A 25,384-nucleotide genomic window follows, 5' to 3' on the forward strand; every position below is an offset into this window, starting at 1 on the left:
TTCTTTGCAGCGCACGGCGCAGGATGACCTCGTGGTCTCGAGGAGGAGATGCCCATGCCAATCGTCAAGCGGGTGACGTACTTCAAGATGATGGTGCCGAACCGTCCGGGACAGGGGGCGCGGGCCCTCAGCGTGCTCCATCAGGCCGGCATCAACCTGGTCGCCTTCTCCGGCTTCCCACACCGGGGCGGCGCCCAGATGGACTTCATCCCCGCGAAGCCGTCCGCCTTCCGCAAGGTGGCCCGGAAGAACAAATGGAAGATCGCCGCCCCCAAGCGCGCCTTCCTCGTGCGCGGCGCCGATCGAGTCGGCGCGGGGGCCAAGCTCATGGCCAAGCTCGCGGCGAAGCGGATCAACGTCATCGCCATCGACGCTGTCCACGCCGGCAGCGGCCGCTACGGGGCCATCCTCTGGGTCTCTCCCGGCCAGTACAGCAAAGCGGCGCGCGTGCTCGGGGCCAGATAGGCACACGGCAGGGCGCGCCATGATGGAGCAGGGCGCGGGCCTGTCCCGGCGGGATCTACTGCGCCTGGCCGCCGTCGCGGCGGGGCTCGTGGTGGTGCGGGGTCCGCCGGCGCAGGCCGCGTCGCCGGGCCCCGGCGGTCCTCCCGCGGACGAGGTGCTCCAGCGGCTCCTCGAGGGCAATCAGCGGTTCGTGAAAGGGGAGGCGGCAGGTCCGCGGCGGCGGCCCGACGACTTCCGGCGCTCGCCGAGGGGCAGCATCCCATGGCCGTCATCGTCGGCTGCGCGGACTCGCGCGTGTCGCCCGAGCTTCTGTTCGACCAGGGCATCGGCGACCTCTTCGTGGTCCGCGTCGCCGGCAACGTCGTCAGCGGGGCGGGCCCGCCGGTGAAGGCGAGCATCGAGTACGGCGTGGCCGAGTTGGGCGTGTCGCTCGTCATGGTCCTCGGCCACACGGAATGCGGCGCCGTCAAGGCCGCCATCCAGCACATGAACGACCGAGATCCCTTGCCCGGCGCCCTCGGCCTGCTCGTGAACAGCATCCGGCCGGCCGTGGCCAAGACCAAGGGGATGCCGGGCGATCCGCTCGACAACGCGATCCGCGCCAATGTGGGCATCGGCGTCGAGCAGCTCCGGAGCCTTCAGCCCATCGTGGCTCCGGCGGTGAAGCGCGGCCGGGTCAAGGTCGTGGGCGCCGTGTACGACCTGCGCACGGGCGGCGTGACGCTGACCGTGTGAGGCCGACCCGCGGCAGGCTACTTGCCGGCGCCTGCCACGGGCCGGTACGCCACGTCACCGGACAGAAGCGCGAAGCGCGGTTCCATGCACGAGGCCGTCCAGCCGGTCTCCGCCAGATGCGTGCAGCCCTTCTTGCACGTGACGGCTCCCTCGTCTCCGAACCGCGAGCAGGAGACGACGTCCGACGGCTCTTCGGAGCCGGCCTGCGTGAGGAACGCCGCCGTCACCCAGCGCTTGGAGAACGGGCAATAGAACCCCGCTCTCGCCACACTCGGCGAGGCGTAGAACACCCAGCTCACAGCCCCGAGAAGGAACACGGATCCCACGGCCACAGCCGCCGGGACCACCAGGAGGAACAGGACGAACGTTGCTACCAGCGAGCCGATCCATTCCATGAGCTTCACCCCCAGTCAAACACGGTGAAACCATCCAAGCAAAGCATCCTCCTCCACGCCACGGAGCTCAATGATGCGGACAGCTCATTTCCCTGGGCTATATGGCCGAGAGCCGGCGGGCGCCGGATGTGAAGCCCGGCTCTCCTGACTCACTGGGCGACAGCCGAGGGCCGCACCGGACCCTCGGCCTCGGCGAGGTGACAGCCGGCGGTGTCGGAATCATCATCGGCGCCGGCATCTACGTGCTGATCGGCGCCGCGACGGCGCATGCCGGCGAAATGGTGTGGCTGGCCTTCGTTCTCGCGGCGGTGCTGAGCGCCCTGACGGGGCTCAGCTACGCCGAGCTCGCCTCGATGTACCCGAGCGCGGCTGCGGAGTACGAATACACTCGGCAGGCGCTGCCCGAATGGATCGCGTTCGTCGTCAGCTGGGTCATGGTCGCAGGGTTGGTCGTGGCTGCCGCGACGGTTTCACTCGGCTTCGCGCGCTACGCGGGGTATTTCTTCGACGTCGGCGTCCGTCCGGCCGCGCTCGCGCTCCTCGCGGGACTGGCAGTCCTTGCGACGATCGGCATCAAGCAGTCGGCACGCGTGACGGTGGTGCTCAGTGCCGTCCAGGTCGGGGGCCTGGTGATCGTGATCGTCATCGGCGCGCCCCACGTCGGCGATGTGAATCTCCTCACGGGCCCGGGCTTCGGCGGCGTGCTGAGCGGTGCGGCGCTGGTGTTCTTCGCGTTCATCGGCTTCGACGAGGTCATCACGCTGGCCGAAGAGACTCACGACCCGACGCGGACGGTGCCGAGAGCCCTGCTGCTTGCCCTCGGCATCTCGACCGTCCTGTACATCGCCGTGGCGGTGGCGGCGGTGAGCGTCCTGGGCGCGGGCGCTCTCGGCGCGTCCCACCGCCCGCTGACGGATGTGATGGCGCACGCCCTGGGGAGCCGGAGCGCCGCCCTCGTCTCGGCGATCGCCATGATCTCGACCACGAACACGACCCTGCTCGCTTTGACGGCGGCATCCCGCCTCCTCTATGGCATGGCTGCCGGGCGGGCACTGCCGGGATGGATTGGCGCCGTCCACCCGACGCGGCGCACGCCGGCCCGCGCGATCGCCGTCGCGGCAGTCGTGGCCGGAATGTTCGCCTTGATCGGCGATCTCACCCTGATCGCCGCCGTCACCGATTTCGCGGTCTATGTCGTCTTCCTCGCGGTGAATGCGACCGTGATCCTCCTGCGCTGGACGAAGCCCGGCATCCCTCGGGCATTCGCCGTGCCGTGGAGCGTGCGCGGGACCCCGGTCCTGCCGGTTCTCGGTCTCGCCTCGGTGCTCGTGATGCTGATCCAGTTGGAGGCGAGGGCAGTCTGGATGGGCCTCGCGGTGTGCGCCGCCGGCGTGATTGCGGCATTCCTGCGGCGATCCGGCAACCGGTCAGCGAGCGCGTGAAAGCCTCGAATCCATTCAGACGTTGCCGGGCGTCCCCTAAATGGCGATAATCCACGGACGCGGCATTTAGTCCATGAGGAGATCGACCATGCCACCCGCCGTATTCGCGGCCCCCTGCGTATTCTCGGTCGACGGCGCCGGCAAGGCCTGGTAGGCCGCGCGGCAACCCTGATGCCGAGACCGCGCGCTTCCCGAAGTCTGGTTCTGACCGTCGCCACTGCAGCACTCGTGCTGACAGGAGCTTCCGATTCGCCGGCCCAAGGCCCGCGGACGCCCGCCTCTCAGTCCTCCCCCAAGCCTTCCGAGCCCGTTCCAGCCCGCTCCACGAACCGGCTCGAGAAGCTGGCCGCCGACACGGCGCAGGCTCTGGAGAAATATCGAGCCACACTCGAGCCTGTGCTGGAAATCTACGAGCGGGAGCTGGCGCGGCAAACCGAGCTGGCCCAAATCGGCCAGGATCTTTTCGAGCGCGGCGCACTGTCGGCGGACGAGCTTCAACAGAGCCGGCGGGCGTTCGCCGCGGCCCAGAAGAATGTGAACGACACGCGCCGCGACAGGGCGGAGGCCGACCGCATGCTGACGGAAGCGCGGATCGTTGAGGTGGGCAGGCTCAGGCCGCTCAAGCTGGGTGGGTATGAGGAGACGGCGGGCCTCGTCCGCTTCAACGGCCCCGCGAACTGGTCCCTGGCAGGCGACACGCCCAAGCTGCAGCGCTTCTTCGCTGCGCAATTCGGCCGGGCGCTGCCCATCAGCGCCTTCGGTCAGACGGCGCTCCACGACCGGATGGGATTCGATCACCGCCACGCGCTCGACGTGGCGGTGCATCCCGACGGCCCGGAGGGCCGGGCCGTGATGGGCTACCTGCGCGCGTCCGGCATCCCCTTCATCGCCGCGTGGGGGGCCATCCCCGGCTCGACCTCCGGCGCCCACATTCACGTGGGCCAGGCCTCGCCGCGGCTGACCGTGCGGCGCTGAGTCAAGCGTTGACCGTGGCAGAATGACGCCATGCCAGCGCATCATCCCGTACCCGTTCCCGATTTTCTCTACGGTACCGCTTGGAAGGAAGACCGCACTCCGGCCTTGACCGAGTTCGCGGTCCGAATGGGCTTCCGGGGCGTCGACACAGCCAACCAGCGGCGGCACTACGTCGAGGCTGGAGTTGGTCAGGGGTTAGCATCCGCCTACCGCGCGGGGGTGGTCACGCGCGCGGATCTCTTCCTGCAGACGAAATTCACCTACCGTCCCGGCCAGGATCACCGGCTGCCCTACGACCCTGAGGCCGACCTGTCCACGCAGGTCGCCCAGTCGATGGCCAGCTCGCTTGAGCACCTCGGGACCGACCACGTCGACAGCTACGTGCTGCACGGGCCCGCATCCGGCTCCGGCTGGACCGACTACGACGCGGAGGTTTGGGTCGCGATGGTGAAGGAGCGCGATGCCGGCCGCACGCGGCTCCTCGGCGTGAGCAACGTCTCCCTGCGGCACCTGCAGCAGATGGTGGCCGCCCACGCCGAGACCCCCGCGTTCGTCCAGAACCGCTGCTTCGCCCGCGCCGGCTGGGACCGTGACGTTCGAGCGTTCTGCATGGATCGAAAGATCGTCTACCAGGGCTTCTCGCTGCTCACCGCGAATCCGGAGGTGCTGCGCCACCCGCTGGTGGCCGGGCTTGCCGCGCGCGGGAAGGCAACGCCGGCCCAGGTCGTGTTCCGTTTCGCGCAGGCGGTCGGAATGCTGCCGCTGACAGGGACCACCGACGCCGGGCACATGAAGCAGGACCTGGCCAGCCGCGATCTGGCGCTCTCCGCCGATGAAGTGCGGGCGATCGAGTCGCTGGCCGGCTGACGGAGGCCAGACCCATCGTGCCTACTTGGGGTCCCATTCTCGAGTGAATACTTCAACCCTCCACCCCTCCCCTTGACCACGGGACCGCGTCGGCGCAGGATGGCCTCCACCCGGCGCAGGCCCCTGACGCTCCGCCTCAACCTAAGGAGGGAGTGACCATGGCGTACGACGTGCCGCAGCTTCTGAAGATGTCGCAGGCGGAGCTCGATGCGCTCTTCACCGGCAGCGCGGCCGGCGAGATCCCCAACGGCGAGGCGCAGGGCACCGCGATCATCGCCCCGGGCACGACCTACAGCGCGAAGATCGCCACCTTCATCAGCCACTTCGCGTGGCAGGGCAAGACCTTCGATGCAAAGAAGGGGGCGTTGAAGAACCGCCTCACTTCGTTCGGACTCAACGCCATCATCGCCAAGGTGTACAAGGGGCCGAGCTGGCTCGATGGCAAGGAATGCATCGTGCTCGACTACTCCGAGACCTCGCTCGTCGCCGGCTGGATCCGCGATGAAATCCGCCAGATCGGGCCCGGCCTGTATCTCGGGAAGGTGTACGGGGGCAAGAAGAGGCTGATCGACTTCGCGCTGAAGTTCTGATCCACGGGCGCGCCGAGTGGACGACTACCAGAACACGCCCTCGATCATCGGTCGCGAGATCGCGAGCTTCCGCGGCGGCCAAAGGCTCGCCTATGGCGACCTGACAGGCCGCGAGAAGCGCGACTATCTCTTCGACGCGGGGATCCGGGCCGCCGCCTACGCGAACGAGCCGGGCGGGAGCAGGCCCGATGTGCGCCAGGGGCTCCTCCAGTTCACTGCGTCGGCGCTCAACTCCATCGCCCACCACCTCCTCGCCGAGACCGTGACACGGTCGAGCGACGAACTGGAGATACCGAAGCCCAAGCTCTTCCATAGCTACGGAACGACCGCCGAGATCGTCTTCACCCCGGCGCCGGGCACGCCCTACACCGGGATATTCGGGGAGCAGGCCCGGGGCCTGGCGCGGTTCTCCTATGCCGGACCGGTTGTTGGAATCGGCGTCGTGCCCGGTCTCGGCTTGAAGTTTCCCGTCGACGGCGACCGCCCCTCGGAGAATGCCGTCGTGATGAGCATGCTCGATCCCCAATCGCAGCACTCGGTCTTTGAGAACGCGTTCACCAACATCCTTCCCGTGCCGCGATTCACGAACCTCGTGATGCGAGCGGTCAAGGCGGGATTCGAGACAGTCGTCGTCGAGGGATGGGGACTGCATCAGCCGGTCGAGAACCTCGCCCGCGTCCACCCGAGCGGCCTCCCGGTGGACGGAGCGGTCCGGGCTCCCTATCGACTCATCTTCGTGCCCACCGAGGCGGCGAGGCGAGCCTCGAACCCGGTGCTCGATTTCCGAGACGATCTCGCGCAGAACATACCCAGCGGGACGACCATCTACGAGGTGCTCGCCCTCGACGAGGCCCGTGAGGCGGCGTTGCTCAAGACCGGAGCGGCAGACCTCGACGAGCTCATCCCGCATGCTGAGAGGATCGGCACCGTCACCACGGAGTCGGAGTTCATCGCCTCGAAATACGGGGACTACCGATCGTTCTTCAAGCACAGTGATGTCTTCCTGCGCAAGGAGCTGCGGTAGGAAGGGAGGAGACATGGCATACGACCTATCCAAACTCCTGAAGATGTCCCCGGCCGAGATCGACAAGCTTTTCGCCGACAGCCCGCCGGGCCCCATTCCGAACGGCGAGGCGGAGGGGACGGCCATCGTCGATCCGGGGACGGCGAGGTCTCCGGACATTGCGAAGATGATCAATCATTTCGCCTGGCAGGGGAAGATCTTCGACGCGAAGAACAAGACGCTCGTCAATCACATCGGGCCGTTCGGCATGAAAGCGATCCTGGCCGAGGTCTACATCGGCAAGAGTCTCATAGGCAAGAAGGACTGCGTCGTCCTCGACTACTCGAAGACGTCGCTGGTGGCGAAGCACAGCCGCGACGAGATCCGGCGGATCGCGCCGAAGACCTACCTCGTCCGGTCTACTGGGACACGAAGAAGCTGTTCTACTTCGCTCCCCAATTCAAGGGTTGAGTGAGGAGTCGACCGATGGACCGATGGCGCCGGCGTTTCTGGATCCTGCTCGCGATCGTCGTGGGCGTACCGTTGCTCATCGGAATCATGCTGGCCATGCGTTTCCTGCCGGACCGGCCGGTGACGTACGCCAACATCGAGGACCACTTCAAGTACGGCTCGACCGGCGGCGAGCGCAACGCCGGATTCCCGTTGTGGATGTGGAAGGCCTTACCGGTCGTGTTCGCGGACAAGCTCCCGAAGAACGGCGGTGTGGGCTACGAGGCCTTCGGCATGGTGTACGAGGACGACGAGCGCGGCCGGCGCAGAGAGCTGCCGGTCGGCATGATGCAGCGCCGCAACCTCGGCATCGATCGCGTGTTCGTCAACTGCGCCGTCTGCCACGCCACTACCGTGCGCGAGGCGCCGGACAAGCCGCGAAAGGTCTACGTCGCCATGGGGGCGGCACACTTCGATCTCGGGCTGCTCGAAAAGTTCCTGACCGACATCGTTGTGGACGAGCGCTTCACCGCGGACGTCCTCGTCCCGGCCATCGAGAAGCAGTCCGGCGGGAGACTCAGTTTGCTCGACCGGTATCTGGTCTATCCGGTGGCCGTCGCCCTCGCGCGCGAGCGGCTGTTGATGCTGCGCGATCGTTTCTTCCCCATGGACCTCGAGTCGTGGGGGCCGGGACGCGTGGACACGTGGAACTCGGCGAAGGCGGGACTGAACTTCAATATCAGCCTGCTGCCGGAGCACGAGCGGCGCGGCGCGACTGATTTCCCATCGATCTGGAACCAGCGCAAGCGCAAGCATCGTGACGACGGCAAGCCGATGGCGCTGCACTGGACCGGCAACAACACCGAGGTCAATGAGCGCAACTTGAGTGCCGCCTTCGGCACCGGCGCCACGCCGGCGACCGTCGACCATGCGGCGATCGAACGCCTGCAGAATTGGCTGCTGGATGCGGCCCCGCCGCCGTTCCCGTTTCCCATCGACACGGCGAAGGCCGCTCGCGGCGCGGTGGTCTACAGGGAGTACTGCGCGAGCTGCCACGGCAAGAGCGGCCAGGACTTCAGCGGCCTGTACGTCGGACACGTCACGCCGATCGACGTCGTCGGCACCGATCCCGACCACTACGTCTCGTACACGTACGAGCTGAGCGCGAGCCAGAACACCCTTTACGCCGGCACGCCGTATCGATTCACCCATTTCCGCAAGACGGCCGGTTACGCCAACGCGCCGCTTGACGGCATCTGGCTGCGCGGCCCGTACCTGCACAACGGATCGGTGCCGACGCTGCGCGAGCTCCTCGATCCGCCGACGCGGCGGCCCACGTTCTACCGCGGCTATGACGTCCTCGACCCGGTGAGGGTTGGTTTCATCAGCGACGTGCCGGAGGAGAAGGGACGCAAGTTCACCGTCTACGAGACCAATAAGCCGACCAAATCGAACCGCGGCCACACTTTCGGCGCGAACCTGCCGTCCGCGGACAAAGACGCGATCGTCGAGTACATGAAAACGTTTTGAGGAGAGCGACGCATGATCGCCTGGACGCCTGAAAGAACACGGACGCTTCGAATGACGCTTGTGGTGCTCTTCGTGGTCCTTGCGTTCGGCGCATGGTTCGGCTGGTACAAGTTCTTCCGCGTGGTGCCGCAGCCGCCCTTCAACACCGCGGACGAACGCTTCATGTACGGCTCCATCGGTGCGGAGGATAACGCCGGCATCCCGTACTGGATCCTTTACGTCCTTCCGCGCGTCTTCCCCGACAAGCTTCCCGGCCCCAACGGCTACGCCTCGTTCGGCGTGGCGTGGGAAATGGGGAAGGAACTGCCCATCGGGTTCACCAAGAAGACCATCGGCTTCGAGCGCGTGGCCAACAACTGCGCCGGGTGCCACGTCGCGAGCTATCGCCTGTCGCCGAACGACAATCCGAAGTTCGTCCCCACCGGCCCGAATCACACCTTCAATCTCGAGGCGTTCTTCCGCTTTCTCGTCGATTGCGCCGGCGATCCGCGGTTCAACTCCGGCACGTTGATGAACGAGATCAACCTCGACGCCAACCTGTCGTGGATCGACAAGCAGATCTACCGCTTCGTGCTGATTCCGGCCACCAGGAAGCGTCTGCTCGAGCGGGGGCCGCGCTTCGCCTGGATCTACCTCCACGGCCTGCCGAAGTGGCCCGACTGGGGCCGCGGCCGCGACGACGCCATGAACCTCACGAAGTACTTCCTGACCACTTCGCCGCTGGACGACACGCTGGGCCCCACCGACATGCCGTCGATCTGGAACATCAAGAAGTACAAGACGCGCCAGGGAACGCGCATGAACTTCGCGGGCGACAGTTGGGACGCCAACTCCGTGATCATCGACTCCGCCCTCGGACTCCTCGGCGCGGCGCCCGGCAGCAATCAGGTGTTCCTCGACGAGGTGCGCTGGCTGAACAAGTACCTCGATGAGTATCAGGCGCCGAAGTTCCCCTTCCCCATCGACCAGGCGAAAGCAAGCGCGGGGAAGGCGGTCTTCGATGCGAACTGCGCGCGCTGCCATTGGAGCGAGCGCACCGGCACGGTGGTGCCGGTCGAAGAGGTCGGCACCGACATCGAACGGATCAAGAGCTGGAACAAGGATGCGGCGATCCGGGCGAACGAGGTGGTGAAGGCCTTCGGTATCGAGCGCAGAGGTCTGGTGGAAGCCAGCCCGACCGGCTACATCGCCGCGTTCCTCGACGGCATCTGGCTGCGCGCGCCGTATCTGCACAACGGGTCGGTGCCGACGCTGCGCGATCTGCTCACGCCCGCGGCGCAGCGGCCGCAGGTCTTCTATCGCGGCTACGACGTCTACGATCCGCTCAACGTCGGCTTCATCTCGCTGGAGGAGCAGGCGAAGCGCCTCGGCGCATCGTGGGACACCGTGAAGTACGTCGGCACGCCGTACGACGTGCACTGGCGCTCCAACGGAAACATGGGACATGAGTACGGCGTGAACCTGCCGCAGGGCGACAAGAACGCGCTGCTCGAGTACCTGAAGACGCTATGAGCGACTACCCGGCCACGCATCACCCGCCGACGAAGAGCGAGTGGACGTCGATCGGCGTCCACTTCTTCTCCTGGGCTGCCGGCATCGCGCTGGTGCTCGCGGCGGTGTTCCTCTTCCGCTCCTCGGACGGACATCCATGGCTGCGCGCCGGACTCGGACTCGGCACCGGAGTCGCGCTGGTCGTCGTTGCCGAGCGATGGATCGCGGCGAAGTACCGCGTAACCGCGAACGCGCTCGACGCCGCGGGGATCGGAATTCTCTACGCGACGCTCTACGCGATGCACGCGCGGTGGGCGCTCGTCCCGCTGGTGGTGGCGTTCATCGGGATGCTGCTGGTCACTGCGGCCGCGGTGGCTCTCGCCACGCGCCGCGGTTCGATGTTCGTCGCCATCCTCGGCCTGCTGGGCGGTTTCGTCAGCGCCTTCCTGTTGTCTTCGACCGAGAACTATCCGCTCGCGGTTTTCTCGTGCCTTTTGGCCCTCAACATCGGCATCGCCTGGCTTGCCGCGCGGAAAGGCTGGTGGCTGCTCAGCGCGCTGAGCGTCATCCTGACGGCGCTCTACGAATGGGGATGGGCGCTGCAGGCGATCAACGTCGGTCTTCTGCCGCTCGCCGCGGGGATCTTTGCCGTGTTCGCGGTGGTGGGGACCGTTTCGCTCTGGTACGGGCGGCCGGACGATTGTCCGGCCGGGGTTCGATGGATCGCCGCCGCGGCCGCGCATCTCCCGCTCCTTTTCGCCGTCTACGTTGCGGCGCATCTGAACTACGGCCCACAGTACAACGTCCTGTTCGCGTTCCTGCTGATCGTCGACGCCGGGCTTCTGGCGATCGTCTGGCGCGGCGGTCCGAAGTGGCTGCACGCGGCGGGCGGCGCCGCCACGCTGATCACGTTCATCGTCTGGCTGCGCGTCTCGTACACGCACGCGTCGTGGCGGTGGTTGCTGCTGTGGCTCGCGCTCTTCATCGCGCTCTATCTCGCCAAGGTCACGCCGTTCGCGGGGCTGCTCTTCGGCGTTTTCATCGGGATCGGCATTCGCGAGCCGCAGCAGTGGGGCGCAATCATCATGGCAATGCTTGTGATGCTGGCGGCCGTTCTCGTCGTCGCCATCGGACACGGAAGGCCGATCGTCGCCGCGATCGCCATCGCCTTGTCGTGCGTCACGCTGATGACGCTCCATCCGCCGCTGTGGATGCTGATCGCCTTGCACGCCCTCCTCTTCGCCGCGCTCTTCGCGGTGGCCTGGGTTTCCGAGCACCACGTGCTTGCCATTCTGGCCGTCCCGTTCTTCGTGGCGATGGTCATTACCGCGTACTCGCCGGCGCAATGGGCGCAGTACTCGGTCTGGACGCTGCTGGCGATCGCCGTCGTGCCGTACCTCCTCTTCGTCGCCTATCCGCTGGCGCTCGGCGCGCGAGCAAAGGCCTCGCTCGATCCGTCCATCGCCGCGGGTCTGGCCAGTCTCTTCATGTTCGTCATCGCCTGGATGACGCGCTCCGCCGTCGACGCGCAGCATCGCTGGTTGATCGGCCTGGTGCCGCTGGCTGAGGGCGTGGTCATGGCCGTTCTGTTGTGGCGCGCCCTGAAGTTCGACCCGCGCGAGCCGCGCATCACGCTGCTCGCATCGCTCACGCTGGCGTGCTTCAACGTCGCCCTTCCCATGCTGTTGCCGGAGGGATGGCTCGTCGCCCTCTGGGCGATTGAGGTCGCGGCGCTGGTCTGGACCTTCACGCGGTTCCGTCATCCCGTATTGGTGGTGTGGGCGACCGGACCGGCTGTGGTGGTGTTCTTCCGTCTGGCCTTCGATTCCGACCTGTACGTCTTCTGGACCGTCTACGTCGTCTGCGGCCTGGCGATGTTCGCCGCGGCGTACCTCATTCGCCTCGACATTCCCGTGCTGCAGCGGATCTTCTCCGTGGCCGGGCTCTTCGAGCTCTGGTTCCTGATCAACATCATGATCGCGAACAGCTTCCACTCCGCGAACGGCGCTTTGAATTTCGACTTCGCGACTTCGCAGGCGGGGGAGAACGTCTGGTACACGGTCACCTGGGCGCTGATCGCCACCGGCCTTCTGATCCTCGGCTTCCTCATTCGCTGGCCCGCTGCGCGCGGAGCGGCGCTCGCGCTGCTCGTGGCGGCCGTTCTCAAGGCGTTCGTGTTCGACCTGCCGCATCTCGGCGGTGTCTATCTCGCGGCGTCGCTGTTCGGTCTCGGCGCGTCGCTCGTCGTCGTTGGCATCACCCTGCAGAAATTCACGACGGGACGGAGCGCCGGCGTCCCGCCGGCTGGCTAGGCGCGGGTTAATCCCGAGTTAGACGGCCTTTGTGCCTCGAAGTGCTGATCTGAAGTGAACGCTTGCGAGTGAAATCGTTGGCGATCTCACGTGCCGTAAATGTTCGCGACAGCGAAAAACGACGCGTAAAGACACACAGCGGCGAGGCTGACTGCAACCGCGAGTCGAACACGCCACGAAGCTGTGCCATAACTCCTGGGAGGCGGCGCGCGTCCGAGGATGACAGGTTATGTCACGCACGGCCCCACCCGACGGCCCCGCCCCGGCCTGGGCCACACCGGACACCGTTTATGCCGGCTACGCTCCAAGGTTCCCTGGTGGAAACGGAGTGCCGCTTCGATTGACGACGTGAGACACTGGCGGCGATGGGCCCGAATCTTAGGCGAATCCCGGTCCGTGGAAATCCAGGCTACTAGGGAGACATGCTCCACCGCAGGCTCTCCGCACTTGCTTCAGCCTCTCTGTTTTGCTTTGTCGCCGCCTGCAGCCGCTCTCCACAATATCCACCCGATGACGCCAAGGCCGCCGGGTTGACCGCGGCGGACTTTCCCCAGGCCGCCGAGGATGTCTTCAGGCGGATGGACGGCGGCATCCGGCTCACCGAGGACGAGATCAAGGGCCGCAACACCTGGATCCTGTGGACCGCCGGCAACCAGGTGTTCTGGGATCGCATCGCCCGTGAGGGATACGGCATCGTCGACCTGCTCAAGACGCTCGACTCGCGCACGCGTCCACGTCGATTCGCGGCGATGGGACTCGTCAACGAGCCCGGTTTCCGGATGGCCGGGGCGCCCGACGCGCACGGCCTGTGGCTGGACGAGAGAGTCGCGCCGGCTCCACCCGGTATCGACGAGAAAATCTACGGGCGATCCTCGGGCGTCATGGGCTTCCGCATCTATCCGAATCCCGATTTCGACGACAGGGCCAGGGAGTCCTGGGATCCCGATCGCTACTACACTGACCGGAGCTATTTCGACGACCCCAAGCTCGTCAGGCCGTACCGCGTCGGCGTGACGTGCGGCCTGTGCCACGTCGGGCCCCATCCGCTCAACGCTCCCGCTGATCCGGAGAACCCGAGGTGGGAGAACCTGGCCTCCGCCATCGGTAATCAGTACTTCCGCGAGGGCAAGGTCTTCGCCACCGGCTCGCAGCCGGGCAGCTTCCTGTGGGAGATGCTCAACGCCCAGCCGCCGGGCACTTCCGACACGTCACGCTCCGCCAATGATCACATCAACAATCCGAGCGCGATCAATGCCCTCTTCGGCCTCGAGGCCCGGCTCGCCGCGGCGGTCGAGGAGCGGGTGGCCGGCGGCGGGACGCGGAAGGTGCCGCACATCCTGAAGGACGGCGCGGACTCGGTCGGCGTCGCCGACGCCGTCATGCGCGTCTACGTGAACGAAGGGCTCTACTCTCAGCAGTGGCTGACGGATCACGATCTGCTGCTCGGGCTCAGGCCGCAGCGTCCCTTCAGCGTCGCGCAGGCCTCCACGAACTCTGTCTACTGGCAGGCGACGTACGACCGGGTCGGCAACATCGCCCAGTTCTTCACGCGGATCAAGCCGATGCATCTCGAGGATGCGCCCGGCGGCCGCGAGCACATCACACGCGACACGGCGACGATGGATCGCGGCAAGATCGTGTTCGCCGACACGTGCGCGGCCTGCCATTCGAGCAAGCAGCCTCCGGCAGGGACCGCGGCCGGGCGCGTCGAGGCGCCGCAGTGGCATCGCGAGTCCGTCATGCGCCCGGATTTCAGGGACGGCAACTTCCTGTCCACCGACAGGCGATATCGGGTGTCCCGGATCAAGACCAATGCGTGCCGGGCGCTCGCAACCAACGCCACGGCGGGGCACATCTGGGACAACTTTTCGTCGGAGACGTACAAGACCCTGGACTCGGTGGGGGACATCGAGACCTTCGATCCGACGGACGCGTCGAAACCCTACAGTTTCAAGGTGCCCGCCCATGGGCCGGGATACTACCGGGTGCCCTCGCTGATCTCGATGTGGTCGTCCGCGCCCTTCCTGCACAACAACTCGCTGGGCGCGTTCACCGCTGATCCATCGGTCTCGGGTCGCCTGCGCGCCTTCGACGACGCCATCGAGAAGCTCCTGTGGCCCGAACGGCGCCACGGCACGGGGTCCATCTCGACGACGACCGACCGCAGCTACATCAGAATTCCCGAGTCCTTCGTCCCCGACCTGCTCAAGCCCCTGTGCAGGAAGGGTGTTCTCGAGATCGGCCCGATTCCCAAGGGCACCCCGATCAACCTCCTGGCGAATATCGACCCGAATTTGGGCAATCTGCTCAGGCTGATTCCCGCCGTCAACGCCGCCCTGGCCGAGGCCGCGGCCAAGCGGCTCGACATGTTCAACCTCGCTGCCAGACCCGCGAAGGACGAGATCCGGAAGAGCCTGATCGCGGCTCTGCTGTCCGCCAGCACGTGCCCCGATCTGGTCGAGGACCGCGGTCACCTGTATGGCGCGAACCTGTCCGATGCCGACAAGCGCGCACTCGTCGAGTTTCTCAAGACGCTCTAACAGGATCTATGTCTCGCCGGCACCTCCTGGTCGCGCCTTTTGCCGGTTGACATTCTCGCGAGCACTGGGAGAGGATACGGCGCGGGTTCGTTCCCGCGTGAGCAAGGGGCCGCCGACCAGCGAAGAGGGAGACCACTATGACCGGACGCCACCTGCGCATGACTGGCACTGTCCTGCCTCTCTTCTTCCTCCTCCTCGCGAGCTGCAGCAAGGACCAGGCGGAACACGTCCTCGACGAGGCCAGCCGCGCGGGCAGGACTGCCGCGTCGTTTCCTGCGGCTGGCGAGCCCTACTTCCACGACATGGATGGCGGCGTGACCCTGACACTCCAGGAAGAGCAGGGACGCAACACGTGGATCGTGTGGACGGGAGGCAACGACCGCTTCTGGGACGTCATCTCGATCAAGAGCTTCGGCGCTTTCGATCTTCTCAAGATCCTGTCTTCGCACAAGAGCCTGAAGGGCAACCGGGACAACCGCTGGACCTACTTCGGGTTGGTCAACGAGCCCTGCTTCGAGAAGCCCACAGGCCCCGATCCCCAGCGCTACGGCCTGTGGCTCGACAAGCGCAGCGCCGGCTGTCCCCCGGACCCCTTTGAGAACGACAAGAAGTATCCGGGGGTCGCGATCGGCGCGCGCGGCAAGAATCTCCCGGTCGGATCCTTCTACGGATACGCGACCGGGATCGTCGGGCTGCGGCTCTTTCCGAATCCAGACTTCAACGAGGCGGCGGCCAAGAAGTGGGACGCGGACAAGTACTACAACGACGAGAAGTACTACTTCTCGAAGGATCTGATCCGGCCCTATCGCGTCGGCATGTCGTGCGGGTTCTGCCACGTGGGACCGAACCCGGTCAAGCCGCCCGCCGACCCGGAGAACCCGAAGTGGGAGGATCTCAGCTCGAACGTCGGCGCGCAGTACTTCTGGGTCGACCGCATCTTCACCTGGAAGTACGAGCAATCCAACTACATGTACCAGCTGCTTCACAGCTCGCGACCCGGCACCCTCGACACGTCCCTGGTCTCGACGGACTACATCAACAACCCGCGCTCCATGAACGCCGTGTACAACCTGGGAGCGCGCCTGGGGATCGCCAAGCGCTGGGGCAAGGAGACGCTGGCGGGCGGCGGTTTGAACAACAGCCAGTTCAACGATTTCGTCAAGGAAGGACCGTTGACGGAGTTTTTCCAGAAGCCGGATACCGTATTGACGCCCCACGTCCTCAAAGACGGGTCTGACTCCGTGGGTGCGGTGGGAGCGCTCAACCGCGTGTATCTCAATATCGGCTTGTTCAGCGAGGAATGGCTGCTGCACTTCAATGCCTTAGCAGGCGGGACGCCGATCACGCCCATCAGGATCGACGTTGCGCGCAAGAATTCCGCGTACTGGCTGGCGACCGAGGCGCAGACGCCGGCCATGGCTCTCTTCTTCCTCAAGAGCGCCACGCCGCACTATCTGAAGGATGCTCCCGGAGGCGGGGCGCACCTGACGAAGGACCAGGCGACGCTCAAGCGCGGCAAGACGGTGTTCGCGGAGCGCTGCGCCCGCTGCCATTCGAACAAAGCCCCCGAGCCCGCGGTGGGGCTCGATCCCGGCGGGTGCGCCGGCCCCGGTTATCTCGGCTGCTGGCTTCGCTACTGGGAGTGGACGAAAACGGATGAGTACAAGCAGCAAATGCGGCAGATCGTGCTGGCGGACGATTTCCTGACCGACAATTTCCTGTCCACGGATGTCCGCGTGCCGGTCACGCTTCTCGAGACCAACGCCTGCAGCCCGCTCGCGACCAACGCCATCGGCGGAAACATCTGGGACAACTTCTCGTCGAAGTCTTACAAGGACCTTCCGTCGGTGGGGACGATCACGGTGTACGACCCGTTCACGGGCGAGCCGCGGCCGTACACGATGCCGGCGGGTGGGCGCGGCTACACGCGGCCCGCCTCGCTCATCAGCCTCTGGTCGACGGCTCCATTCCTCCAGAACAACACCGTGGGGAAGTTCGAGGAAAGCCCGTCGGTGGAGGCCCGGATGCGGTCCTTCAATGACTCGATCGAACAGCTGCTGTGGCCGGAGAAGCGGGACAAGGACCCCGTGCTCGGCGCCAAGATCCCCGGCGTCATCGACCGCACGACGGCGCGAAGCTACCTGCGCGTGGCGGGCGGCTATCTCCCCGATTTCCTGCGGCCGCTGCTCGGACCGCTTCATCGTTTCGCCCCCTGGCTGTTCGGCGAAGGCGGTGTCGAGATCGGGCCGATCCCCGCGGGCACCCCGGTGAGTCTCTTGGGTAGCCTCGAGCTGCTGCCGGACGGGGGAAACCACGCCGAGCAGATCAAGCACGGTGCAGAGGTTCTCAAGCTGCTGATCCACATCGATCGCGATCTGAAGACGCTCCCGCCGCAGGCCACCGACGACGAAGCGCGGAAGAAATTCGCAAACCTGGGCGATCGGCTGCTCAAGCTGAGCAAGTGCCCGGACCTCGTCGTGAACCGCGGCCACTACTTCGGCACCGATGCCTTCAAGGAGGAGCCCGGGCTCAGCGATGAAGACAAGCGGGCCCTGATCGAGTTCCTGAAGACCCTCTAGCGTGCAGGCCACCGGTCAGGCCGACTGCGAGTACGTCGTCGTGGGCTCGGGCGCGGGCGGCGGGACCGTGGCCGCGCGTCTTGCCGAGGCCGGACGCTCGGTCGTCTTGCTCGAGGCGGGCGGTGACCCGAAGCAGCTCGCCGGCGGCGATCCGGTCGATCCCGGCGGAAACCGGCTGCCCGACGACTATGACGTTCCCGCGTTCCACGGCTTCGCAGCTGAAAACGACGCGCTGAGCTGGAACTTCTTCGTCCGCCACTACGGCAGCGACCCGCTGCAGCGCCGGGACCCCAAGTACCGCGAGACCTGGGATGGCAAGCGCGTCGACGGGGTTCTGTATCCGCGGGCCGGGACCTTGGGGGGCTGCACCGCCCACAACGCCATGATCATGCTCTATCCGCACGACGCCGACTGGGACGATATCGCGAGCCTCACCGGCGACCGCTCGTGGGACTCCGGGCACATGCGCACCTACTTCCAGCGGCTGGAGAACTGCCAGCACCGATGGCCGTATCGATGGCTCGCCAAGCTCGGCATCGACCCCACGCGCCACGGCTGGAAGGGGTGGCTACACACCGAGAAGGCAATCCCCGAGTCCATGCTCGACGACCGGGCCCTGATCAAGGTGATTAAGAAGTCCGCCCACGAAGTCCTCTTGCAGGATGGGCAGCCGCTCCGGGGCGCGCGCTGGCTGGTGCAGGGGCAGCTCGACCTGAACGACTGGCGGCTGGTGAAAGAGAATGCCGTCGGAATCGGGTACATGCCGCTTACGACCCGCCATCACGCGCGGATGGGCTCGCGGGAGCGCGTCCTCGAGACGGCACGGCGATATCCCGGCCGGCTCAAGCTCGAGCTGAACGCGCTGGCGACCCGCGTGCTGCTCGACGACCAGAACCGGGCGATCGGGGTCGAATACCTCCGCGGTGAACGGCTCTACCGCGCGCACCGCCGACCGAGCGGCGGAGGGGGCGAGCGTCGCGAGGTCCGCGCCTCGCGGGAGGTCATCCTGGCGGGCGGGGCCTTCAATACACCGCAGCTGCTGATGCTCTCCGGCATTGGTCCGCGAGAGACGCTGCAGCGCCACGGGATCGACGTCCGGGTGGATCTTCCCGGCGTGGGCAAGAACCTCCAGGACCGCTACGAGGTCAGCGTGGTGAACCGGATGAACTTCGACCAGTGGGAGGTGCTGAAGGGCGCCACGTTCGCGAAGGGTGATCCTCACTACCGTCAGTGGGCGGACCGGGGGCAAGGCGTGTACGCGACCAACGGAGCGGTCCTCGGCATCGTCAAGCGCTCCGCTTCGACCAGGCCGCTCCCGGACCTGTTTTGCATGGCGCTGCTGGGGCGGTTCCAGGGCTATTTCCCTGGCTACTCGCGGGCCCTGGCCGAGCAGCTCAACTATCTGAGTTGGACGATCGTCAAGGCGCACACGAACAATCGGGCGGGCGAGGTGACGCTGCGCTCCGCGGATCCGCGCGAGACACCGGCCATCAACTTCCGGTATTTCGAGGAGGGCAGCGATTCAGCGGGAGAGGATCTCGACTCGGTGGTCGACGCCGTCAAGTTCGCTCGCAGCGTGACCAGGGGCATCCAGCACAATCGGCTGATCGGCGCTGAGGAAGTGCCCGGCGCGCACGTCCGGTCGGACGACGAGATCAAGGACTTCATCCGCAACAACGCCTGGGGGCACCACGCCTCCTGCACCTGCCCGATCGGAGCGAGAGAGCGAGACGGCGTGCTCGGCTCCGACTTCCGGGTGCACGGTACACGCGGCCTGCGCGTGGCGGACGCCTCCGTGTTCCCGCGGATCCCGGGCTTCTTCATCGCCAGCGCGGTCTACATGATCGGCGAGAAGGCGGCGGATGTCCTCCTCGCCGACCCGGAGGGCGGGTCCCGGTGAAGGACCCCCGCAGGTAGTTCCGCTCGTGGCCGACCCAATCGGGAACGAATTTCAGCCGCCGCCCTACACCAGCGTCCGCCGACGATCCCGCAGCGTGGAGGCCGAAGGCGCGAATTCGACCGCCGCCTGGCCGACTCCGCCGCGGGTGAGGGTGATGCGGGCGAGGGTCGAGAGCACGGTGGCCTTGTCGTCGTCGAAATCGCCGTGATGCCGGGCGTGCGAGGCGTTGGCCGATTCCCCCTCGGGCAGCCCGTTCGGGCTGCGGACCCATTGGGCCGCCGGCACACCGAAGAGCGGGACCATCGGCGGGTTTGTCTTCTTGACCTCGGTCTCGGTGGGAACCTGGAACACGTCCCGCTGGTCGATGATGAACCGCTCCAGCCCCAGCAATGGCTCACCGTCCGCAAAGAACAGCCCGGACTTGTCCTCGAAGGCGTTGGAGACGAGATAGAGCAACGACTTGTGATAGATGTTGGCGCAATCGTCATCCTGCTCTGCCGCGTCCTTGAGGGTGAAGAGAGAGAACCGCTTGACCGACTTGTCCTGGATCGAGGGCAGGTAGGCCTCGTCAAACAGGTCCATGGTGCAGGCCGGGGCCCAGAGCGTGAGCGAGGCAATCTTGCCGCCCAGCCCGGTGAGGCCTTTCGTGGGCCCGCTATCGATCGTCCCCTTGCCACACCAGAGTTGTACGAGGGGCGCCATGAAGATGCTCCCGGCGCTGTGGCCGGCCACATGAATGTCCCAGGCCGGGTCGGCCGCGAGCAACTTGGCCAGCTCGGTGAGGACGAGCCGGGCGCCGCCTTTGTCTTGCGTCGTGGCGAGCAGCGCGTTTTCCTTCATCTCGCTCCAGAGCGGCTTGCCCGCCTCCCGGGCCAGCGGTTCGAGCGTGTCGTCGAGGCGGTCGAGCATGAAATCTTTCCCGGCGTCCAGTAGGCCCTCCGGGCGGCGGCGGGCCAGCGCGTCCTGCAGGATGTTTCGCAACGTGGTCAAGAAATCCGTCTTCCAGATAAAGGCCAGCGGATAGACCTGCGCCTCGAGCAGCGGTTTGCGATACTCTTCGACGCGCTGCAGCGCATCGTTCTCCCCCACCAGCCCGCCGTGCGCGTAGAGCAACAACCGCTTCTTGGCCCAGCCCGACGTGATGCGGGGCAGATCCTGTGCGAAGAGCGTTTTCACGTCGGCCTCCGTGGTGCCGAACGTACCGTCAGGGCGGAGGAAGCCGTCATTGCCCACGCTGATGATGTGCGGCCGCAGATCGGTGAAGGAAAAATCAGAGCTCGTGCTCAGGCTGGCGTACCCCTTCGTGTTCTTCTTTGGCTGGGTCAAGATCACGGGCGCGCCGAGACGGCCCACCCAGACATCGGTGCCATTGGCCAGCCAGTCGTCGTAGGTGATCAAGGCAAAGCCGCCTTTGCCCCACGTCTCGGTCCAGGAATTCTGGATCCAGAAGCCCCGCTCGTCGTAGCCGACGATGGCGAAGGCGTGGCCGCCCAGGGCCTCGACGGTGAAGGGAATGACGCCGTCCGCGCCGATCTGGCCCCAGCCTTTATGCACCGTGCCCGTGGCATAGAGAATGCCGACCTCCGCCAGGGCGCTGTGCATGGCGACCATCTCTTCGTGGTTGACCCGGAAATACGCGCCGAGCGGCCGCCCGGCCGCGTTGAGCGCCCGGGGGTGCGTCAACGTGCCGCCCGGCTTGTTGGCGTCGTAGGGCCAGAGCGTCTTGGCGCACACACCGTGCTTGTGCCAGCCCTTCATCGCGCCGCGGGCGCTGGAGCCGGAATACGCTTCGCCCGGCCATTCGTCATAGCGGCGGGCCATCTCGTACAGCATGCGCGGGCTGACCAGCGTGGAATCCGGGACGACGCGCCGCTGCTGCAAGAGAAAGTTGGCCACGGCGGCGAGGCCGAAACCGGTGCAGGCGCCCTCCTTGCCCTGGTCCAGCACAGGCACCTTCTTGTTCTTGTAGTACGCCTGGTATTGCTCGAGCGGTATGCGCGTGGGCACCTCGACCAGCGTGGGCACATACATCTTGTCCCGGAAATCGAGCGTGTCGGGATGGGCGTCGAGCTGGTCCTGGCTGACGGGGATCTTGGGCATGACCCGGCCCCGGGAGCGGCGAATGGTGACGGACGGTGAACTCTTCCTGGCTCGTTGAACTCGAGGCATACGAAGCTCCTTTCGCTGGGAACCTGCACGCACCGCCTGCGGGCAGCTGCCCGCTCCCCTGCCATGGGAGTCGCCCGATTCGCCCGAGGGTCTGCCCAAACAGGCCCCGTGTCAAATGGAGACTCGGCAGGGACTGTGACAAGGGGGGAAGACCCTCGAGCGAGGCGGGTCATGACCGAGAATGGGTTTTATGTCAGGTCCACGCCCACGCCCACGCCCGGCTCGGCCGCCCTCGGGCCGCGGGCCCGACCCCGGGGACTCCGTTAATGATGGCTACGCTCAGCGGCGCCTTGTTCTGGGGGGAGAATGCTGATAGGGTGCGCTTCGAGCTATCCAGGGGACGTCGAGTTCCCTGCCTTCTTCGCCGTATCCGACCGATCAAGGGAGATCGATAATGAACAGACGAGTTGCGGTCGTAGGGCTGTTGGCCCTTCTTCTGACGTGGCTGCCTGGGCACGGCCACGCGGAATCCGTGCTGCGGGTGGGCATGACGGCTGCCAATGTTCCGGTGACGTTCGGCCAGCCGGACAATGGATTCGAAGGTTTCCGATTCATCGGCTACACGATTTACGACGCGCTGATCAACTGGGACCTGAGTTCGTCGGACAAGCCCACCGGCCTTGTCCCCGGCCTGGCCCAGTCCTGGGCGGTGGATGCCAAGGACAAGACCAAGTGGACGTTCCATCTGCGCAAGGGCGTGAAGTTCCATGACGGATCGGAGTTCACGGCCGACGCGGTGATCTTCAACTTCGACAAGCTGTTCAAGAAGGACTCGCCCCAGTACGACGCGCGGCAGGCGTCGCTGGTCAACTTCCGCATTCCTTCGGTGAAGAGCTACCGCAAGGTAGACACGTACACGGTGGAGTTCACCACCAACGAGCCCGACGCCTTCTTCCCCTTCCAGATCTGTTACATCGTCTACGCAAGCCCCCAACAGTGGGCCAAGACGGGCAAGGACTGGAGCAAGTTCGCCTTCGAGCCGTCGGGGACGGGCCCCTGGAAGCTGACCAAGCTGGCACCGCGTGAGCGGGCCGAGCTGGCGCGCAATGCGGCCTACTGGGACAAGAAGCGCGTGCCCAAGGCGGATAAGCTGGTGCTGATTCCCATACCTGAAGCCACCACGCGCACCGCCGCCCTGCTCTCCGGGCAGGTGGACTGGATCGAGGCGCCCTCGCCTGATGCGGTGCCGCGGCTGAAGTCCGCCGGCATGCAGATCATCACCAATGTGTACCCGCACATCTGGTCCTATCACCTGAGCCGGCTGCCCGACTCCCCCTGGAACGATATCCGGGTGCGCAAGGCGGCCAACCTGGCGGTGGACCGCGCCGGGCTTACTCAGTTGCTCGGCGGGCTGATGGCGGCCGCCAAGGGCCACATGCCGGTGGGGGATCCCTGGTTTGGCCGTCCCAGCTTCGATCTGAAATACGATCCGGCACAGGCCAAGGCGTTGCTGGCACAAGCCGGCTATAGCCCGAGCCGTCCGGTCAAGGCCAAGATCCTGATTTCAGCCAGCGGCTCGGGACAGATGCAACCCCTGCCCATGAATGAGTTCATCCAGCAGAACTTCAAGGACGTGGGCATCGAGGTGGAGTTTGTCGTGATGGAGTGGCAGAGCCTGCTGGATCAGTGGCGGGCTGGAGCCAAGGCGCCGGCGAATCCCGGCGGACATGCCATCAACGTCAGCTACGCCACCCAGGAGCCCTTCAGTGCGTTCACGCGGTTGGTCTACGGTCCGCTGCACGCGCCCGACGGCGTCAACTGGGGCTGGTTAAGCGATCCTAAGCTCGATGACCTGTTGGAAAAGGCCAAGAAGTCGTTCGATCCCGAGCAGCGCGACCGCTACCTGGCCGAGGTGCACACCTACGAGGTGGACAATGCGCTGTTCGTGTGGGTGGCCCACGACCTCAACCCGCGCGCCCTCTCCCCAAAGGTGAAAGGATTCGTGCAGGCACGCAACTGGTTCCAGGACCTCACCCCGGTCACAGTGGCCCAATAGGGTCCCGCGAGCCGGCCTCATCGGCGCACGTGGCCGCAACGAATACCCATTGTGCTCTATTATCTCCTCAAGCGGTTGTTCTATACGCTGCCCATCGCGCTGGGCGTGACCCTGATCGTGTTCATGCTGGTGCATCTGGCGCCGGGAGATCCGCTGAATGCGGTGGTGCCAGCCGATGCGCCGGCCGAGGTAGTGGAAAGGCTGCGGCAAGCCTACGGTTTCGACAAACCATTGCCGATTCAATACCTGATCTGGATGGGCCACGTCGCCACCGGCGAGCTAGGAACGTCGATCGCCACCGGCCGGCCGGTGGCCGGCGAGATCGGCCCGGCAATCCTGAACACACTGCTGCTGGCCCTGGCAGCCGCGTTCGTCGGATTCAGCGGCGGCACGCTGCTCGGTGGCATCGCCGGCTTCACGCAGGGCCGCGCCTGGGACAAGCTGGCCACCGGCCTGGCCATCACGGGGGTGAGCGTTCCGCACTACTGGCTGGGAATCGTGCTGGTGATTTTCTTTTCCGTGGAGCTGAATCTGTTGCCCGCCATGGGGATGGGGCCCGGAGGATCCTCGGCTTGGGCCTGGGACTGGCTGCACGTGCGCCACATGGTGCTGCCTGTGGTGACGCTGTCGGTGATCCCGCTGGGGGTGGTCGCCCGCACCGTACGGTCCTGCGTGGCCGAGATTCTGAATCAGGAGTTCGTGCAGGCCCTCCACGCCAAAGGGTTGCTCAACCGGCAGGTGGTTGGGCACGTGGTTAAAAACGCCGCGCCCGTCGTGCTGGCCGTGATCGGTTTGCAACTGGGCTATCTGCTCGGCGGCTCGATCCTGGTGGAGACGGTGTTCTCCTGGCCGGGCGCCGGGTTCCTGATGAACGACGCCATCTTCCGGCGGGACCTGCCGCTGCTGCAGGGCACCATCCTCGTGCTGGCCCTGTTCTTCGTCCTGCTGAATCTGTTCGTGGACCTCATCCAGACCATGTTCGATCCGCGCATCCGGCGGGGATGAACCGCCCCCGCGTGTCCGGCCCGGAGAGGGCCATGCCCGACGCCTCCAGCCGGGCCGCCAAGCCCGATATCGATGCCGCCCAGACCCTGGTGAGTTCGCGGGGGTACTGGGAGACGGTGTACCAGCGCCTTAAACGCGACAAGGTCACCATCGCCTGCGCGGTGGTGCTGCTGCTGATCATTCTGTCGGCCGTGTTCGCCGACAGGCTCGTTCCGGCCGACCCGTACAAGGCGAGCATGCTCAAGCGTCTCAAGCCGATTGGGACGCCCGGATTCGTGCTCGGGGCGGACGAGCTGGGGCGCGACATGTTGTCCCGGCTGCTCTATGGGGGCCGCCTATCGCTGTTCATGGGCATCATGCCCGTGTTCAACGCCCTGGTGGTGGGCGGGTTGCTGGGGGTGGTCGCCGGCTTCGTTGGCGGGCGGGTCAACATGGCCATCATGCGGATCGTGGATGTCTTCTACGCGTTTCCCTCGGTACTGCTGGCGATCGCCATTTCCGGGGCGCTGGGCGCCGGCATCCTGAACGCCCTGGTCTCGCTGAGCCTGGTGTTCGTGCCGCCGGTCACTCGGGTGACCGAGAGCGTGACCACGCAAGTGCGCGCCTTCGATTTCGTGGAAGCGGCCCGGGCGAGCGGAGCCGGTACGTTCACCGTCATCCGCGTGCACGTGTTGAGCAACGTGGTGGGCCCCGTATTCATCTACGCGACCAGCCTGATCAGCGTCAGCATCATCCTGGCCTCCGGGCTGAGCTTTCTCGGGCTGGGCGTCGTGCCGCCCGAGCCGGAGTGGGGCCTGATGCTGAACACGCTGCGTCAATCCATCTATGTGAGCCCCTACGTCGCTGCGCTGCCGGGGGTCATGATCTTCGTCACCTCGCTGTGCTTCAACCTGATGAGCGACGGGTTGCGCAGCGCCATGGACATGCGGCTTTAACCGGT

Annotated in this window: 18 protein-coding genes and 1 pseudogene; 17 read left to right on the forward strand and 2 right to left on the reverse strand. The window is 66.0% G+C overall.

All coding sequences use genetic code 11. The annotated features are described in order from the left end of the window. Positions 1-54: 54 nt before the first annotated feature. Together Q7W02_10940 and Q7W02_10945 are read left to right on the forward strand one after the other, a co-directional pair. Entirely contained in the window at positions 55-465 is a 411-nt protein-coding gene (locus Q7W02_10940) for a hypothetical protein (GenBank protein ID MDO8476683.1), read from the forward strand. A 261-nt stretch (positions 466-726) separates the two neighbouring features. Beyond that, the gene (locus tag Q7W02_10945; protein MDO8476684.1) at positions 727-1,200 is read left to right on the forward strand and encodes a carbonic anhydrase; all 474 of its coding nucleotides are present in this window, start codon (positions 727-729) and stop codon (positions 1,198-1,200) included. A 17-nt stretch (positions 1,201-1,217) separates the two neighbouring features. Here Q7W02_10945 and Q7W02_10950 read toward each other — a convergent pair whose 3' ends face one another. Continuing rightward, positions 1,218-1,595 carry a hypothetical protein gene (locus tag Q7W02_10950; protein MDO8476685.1) on the reverse strand — a complete coding sequence of 126 codons (378 nt, stop codon included), beginning with the start codon at positions 1,593-1,595 and terminating at the stop codon, positions 1,218-1,220. A 128-nt stretch (positions 1,596-1,723) separates the two neighbouring features. Here Q7W02_10950 and Q7W02_10955 point away from each other — a divergent pair, with 128 nt between their 5' ends. The 12 genes and pseudogenes from Q7W02_10955 (at position 1,724) to Q7W02_11010 (ending at position 19,274) form a co-directional block, all read left to right on the forward strand. Beyond that, on the forward strand, positions 1,724-3,037 hold the full coding sequence (locus Q7W02_10955; GenBank protein ID MDO8476686.1) for an APC family permease: 1,314 nt from the start codon (positions 1,724-1,726) through the stop codon (positions 3,035-3,037). Positions 3,038-3,433: 396 nt separating this feature from the next. Continuing rightward, positions 3,434-4,012 carry a hypothetical protein gene (locus tag Q7W02_10960; protein ID MDO8476687.1) on the forward strand — a complete coding sequence of 193 codons (579 nt, stop codon included), beginning with the start codon at positions 3,434-3,436 and terminating at the stop codon, positions 4,010-4,012. A 30-nt stretch (positions 4,013-4,042) separates the two neighbouring features. Next, positions 4,043-4,879 (forward strand): aldo/keto reductase, encoded by an 837-nt coding sequence (locus tag Q7W02_10965; GenBank protein ID MDO8476688.1) that lies wholly within the window; start codon positions 4,043-4,045, stop codon positions 4,877-4,879. A gap of 158 nt (positions 4,880-5,037) precedes the next feature. After that, positions 5,038-5,469 (forward strand): hypothetical protein, encoded by a 432-nt coding sequence (locus Q7W02_10970; protein ID MDO8476689.1) that lies wholly within the window; start codon positions 5,038-5,040, stop codon positions 5,467-5,469. 16 nt (positions 5,470-5,485) lie between these two features. After that, the gene (locus tag Q7W02_10975; GenBank protein ID MDO8476690.1) at positions 5,486-6,493 is read left to right on the forward strand and encodes a hypothetical protein; all 1,008 of its coding nucleotides are present in this window, start codon (positions 5,486-5,488) and stop codon (positions 6,491-6,493) included. Positions 6,494-6,506: 13 nt separating this feature from the next. After that, positions 6,507-6,943 (forward strand): annotated as a pseudogene (locus tag Q7W02_10980) (hypothetical protein). Between the two features lie 15 nt (positions 6,944-6,958). Further along, positions 6,959-8,452 (forward strand): cytochrome c, encoded by a 1,494-nt coding sequence (locus Q7W02_10985; GenBank protein ID MDO8476691.1) that lies wholly within the window; start codon positions 6,959-6,961, stop codon positions 8,450-8,452. Positions 8,453-8,464: 12 nt separating this feature from the next. Beyond that, on the forward strand, positions 8,465-9,964 hold the full coding sequence (locus Q7W02_10990; GenBank protein MDO8476692.1) for a hypothetical protein: 1,500 nt from the start codon (positions 8,465-8,467) through the stop codon (positions 9,962-9,964). Then, the gene (locus tag Q7W02_10995; protein MDO8476693.1) at positions 9,961-12,255 is read left to right on the forward strand and encodes a DUF2339 domain-containing protein; all 2,295 of its coding nucleotides are present in this window, start codon (positions 9,961-9,963) and stop codon (positions 12,253-12,255) included. The genes Q7W02_10990 and Q7W02_10995 overlap by 4 nt, the downstream gene beginning before the upstream one ends. Positions 12,256-12,785: 530 nt before the next feature. Continuing rightward, complete coding sequence (locus Q7W02_11000) at positions 12,786-14,795, forward strand: hypothetical protein (GenBank protein ID MDO8476694.1); 2,010 nt, start codon at positions 12,786-12,788, stop codon at positions 14,793-14,795. Between the two features lie 137 nt (positions 14,796-14,932). Next, positions 14,933-17,374 carry a hypothetical protein gene (locus Q7W02_11005; GenBank protein MDO8476695.1) on the forward strand — a complete coding sequence of 814 codons (2,442 nt, stop codon included), beginning with the start codon at positions 14,933-14,935 and terminating at the stop codon, positions 17,372-17,374. A gap of 1 nt (position 17,375) precedes the next feature. After that, positions 17,376-19,274, forward strand: a complete 1,899-nt coding sequence (locus Q7W02_11010; GenBank protein ID MDO8476696.1) for a GMC family oxidoreductase N-terminal domain-containing protein — start codon at positions 17,376-17,378, stop codon at positions 19,272-19,274. Between the two features lie 63 nt (positions 19,275-19,337). Here Q7W02_11010 and Q7W02_11015 read toward each other — a convergent pair whose 3' ends face one another. Next, on the reverse strand, positions 19,338-21,374 hold the full coding sequence (locus Q7W02_11015) for a C1 family peptidase (protein MDO8476697.1): 2,037 nt from the start codon (positions 21,372-21,374) through the stop codon (positions 19,338-19,340). Between the two features lie 463 nt (positions 21,375-21,837). On the opposite strand from Q7W02_11015, the gene Q7W02_11020 reads away from it, so the two are divergent. The 3 genes from Q7W02_11020 to Q7W02_11030 are packed head-to-tail and all read left to right on the forward strand — an operon-like array spanning position 21,838 to position 25,379. Continuing rightward, the gene (locus Q7W02_11020) at positions 21,838-23,439 is read left to right on the forward strand and encodes an ABC transporter substrate-binding protein (protein ID MDO8476698.1); all 1,602 of its coding nucleotides are present in this window, start codon (positions 21,838-21,840) and stop codon (positions 23,437-23,439) included. Between the two features lie 51 nt (positions 23,440-23,490). Next, positions 23,491-24,444, forward strand: a complete 954-nt coding sequence (locus tag Q7W02_11025) for an ABC transporter permease (GenBank protein MDO8476699.1) — start codon at positions 23,491-23,493, stop codon at positions 24,442-24,444. A gap of 32 nt (positions 24,445-24,476) precedes the next feature. After that, complete coding sequence (locus Q7W02_11030) at positions 24,477-25,379, forward strand: ABC transporter permease (GenBank protein MDO8476700.1); 903 nt, start codon at positions 24,477-24,479, stop codon at positions 25,377-25,379. Positions 25,380-25,384: the final 5 nt, after the last annotated feature.

The organism is Candidatus Rokuibacteriota bacterium (genome assembly GCA_030647435.1).
Taxonomy (GTDB): domain Bacteria; phylum Methylomirabilota; class Methylomirabilia; order Rokubacteriales; family CSP1-6; genus AR37.

Excerpts from the sequence above, each read along its gene's own strand:
- Q7W02_11020 (MDO8476698.1), top strand. The coding sequence starts at position 21,838 with ATGAACAGACGAGTTGCGGTCGTAGGGCTGTTGGCCCTTCTTCTGACG.
- Q7W02_10945 (MDO8476684.1), top strand. The coding sequence starts at position 727 with ATGGCCGTCATCGTCGGCTGCGCGGACTCGCGCGTGTCGCCCGAGCTT.
- Q7W02_10970 (MDO8476689.1), top strand. The coding sequence starts at position 5,038 with ATGGCGTACGACGTGCCGCAGCTTCTGAAGATGTCGCAGGCGGAGCTC.
- Q7W02_11030 (MDO8476700.1), top strand. The coding sequence starts at position 24,477 with ATGCCCGACGCCTCCAGCCGGGCCGCCAAGCCCGATATCGATGCCGCC.
- Q7W02_10950 (MDO8476685.1), bottom strand. The coding sequence starts at position 1,595 with ATGGAATGGATCGGCTCGCTGGTAGCAACGTTCGTCCTGTTCCTCCTG.
- Q7W02_11015 (MDO8476697.1), bottom strand. The coding sequence starts at position 21,374 with ATGCCCAAGATCCCCGTCAGCCAGGACCAGCTCGACGCCCATCCCGAC.
- Q7W02_10985 (MDO8476691.1), top strand. The coding sequence starts at position 6,959 with ATGGACCGATGGCGCCGGCGTTTCTGGATCCTGCTCGCGATCGTCGTG.
- Q7W02_10995 (MDO8476693.1), top strand. The coding sequence starts at position 9,961 with ATGAGCGACTACCCGGCCACGCATCACCCGCCGACGAAGAGCGAGTGG.
- Q7W02_10965 (MDO8476688.1), top strand. The coding sequence starts at position 4,043 with ATGCCAGCGCATCATCCCGTACCCGTTCCCGATTTTCTCTACGGTACC.
- Q7W02_10990 (MDO8476692.1), top strand. The coding sequence starts at position 8,465 with ATGATCGCCTGGACGCCTGAAAGAACACGGACGCTTCGAATGACGCTT.
- Q7W02_11005 (MDO8476695.1), top strand. The coding sequence starts at position 14,933 with ATGACCGGACGCCACCTGCGCATGACTGGCACTGTCCTGCCTCTCTTC.
- Q7W02_10940 (MDO8476683.1), top strand. The coding sequence starts at position 55 with ATGCCAATCGTCAAGCGGGTGACGTACTTCAAGATGATGGTGCCGAAC.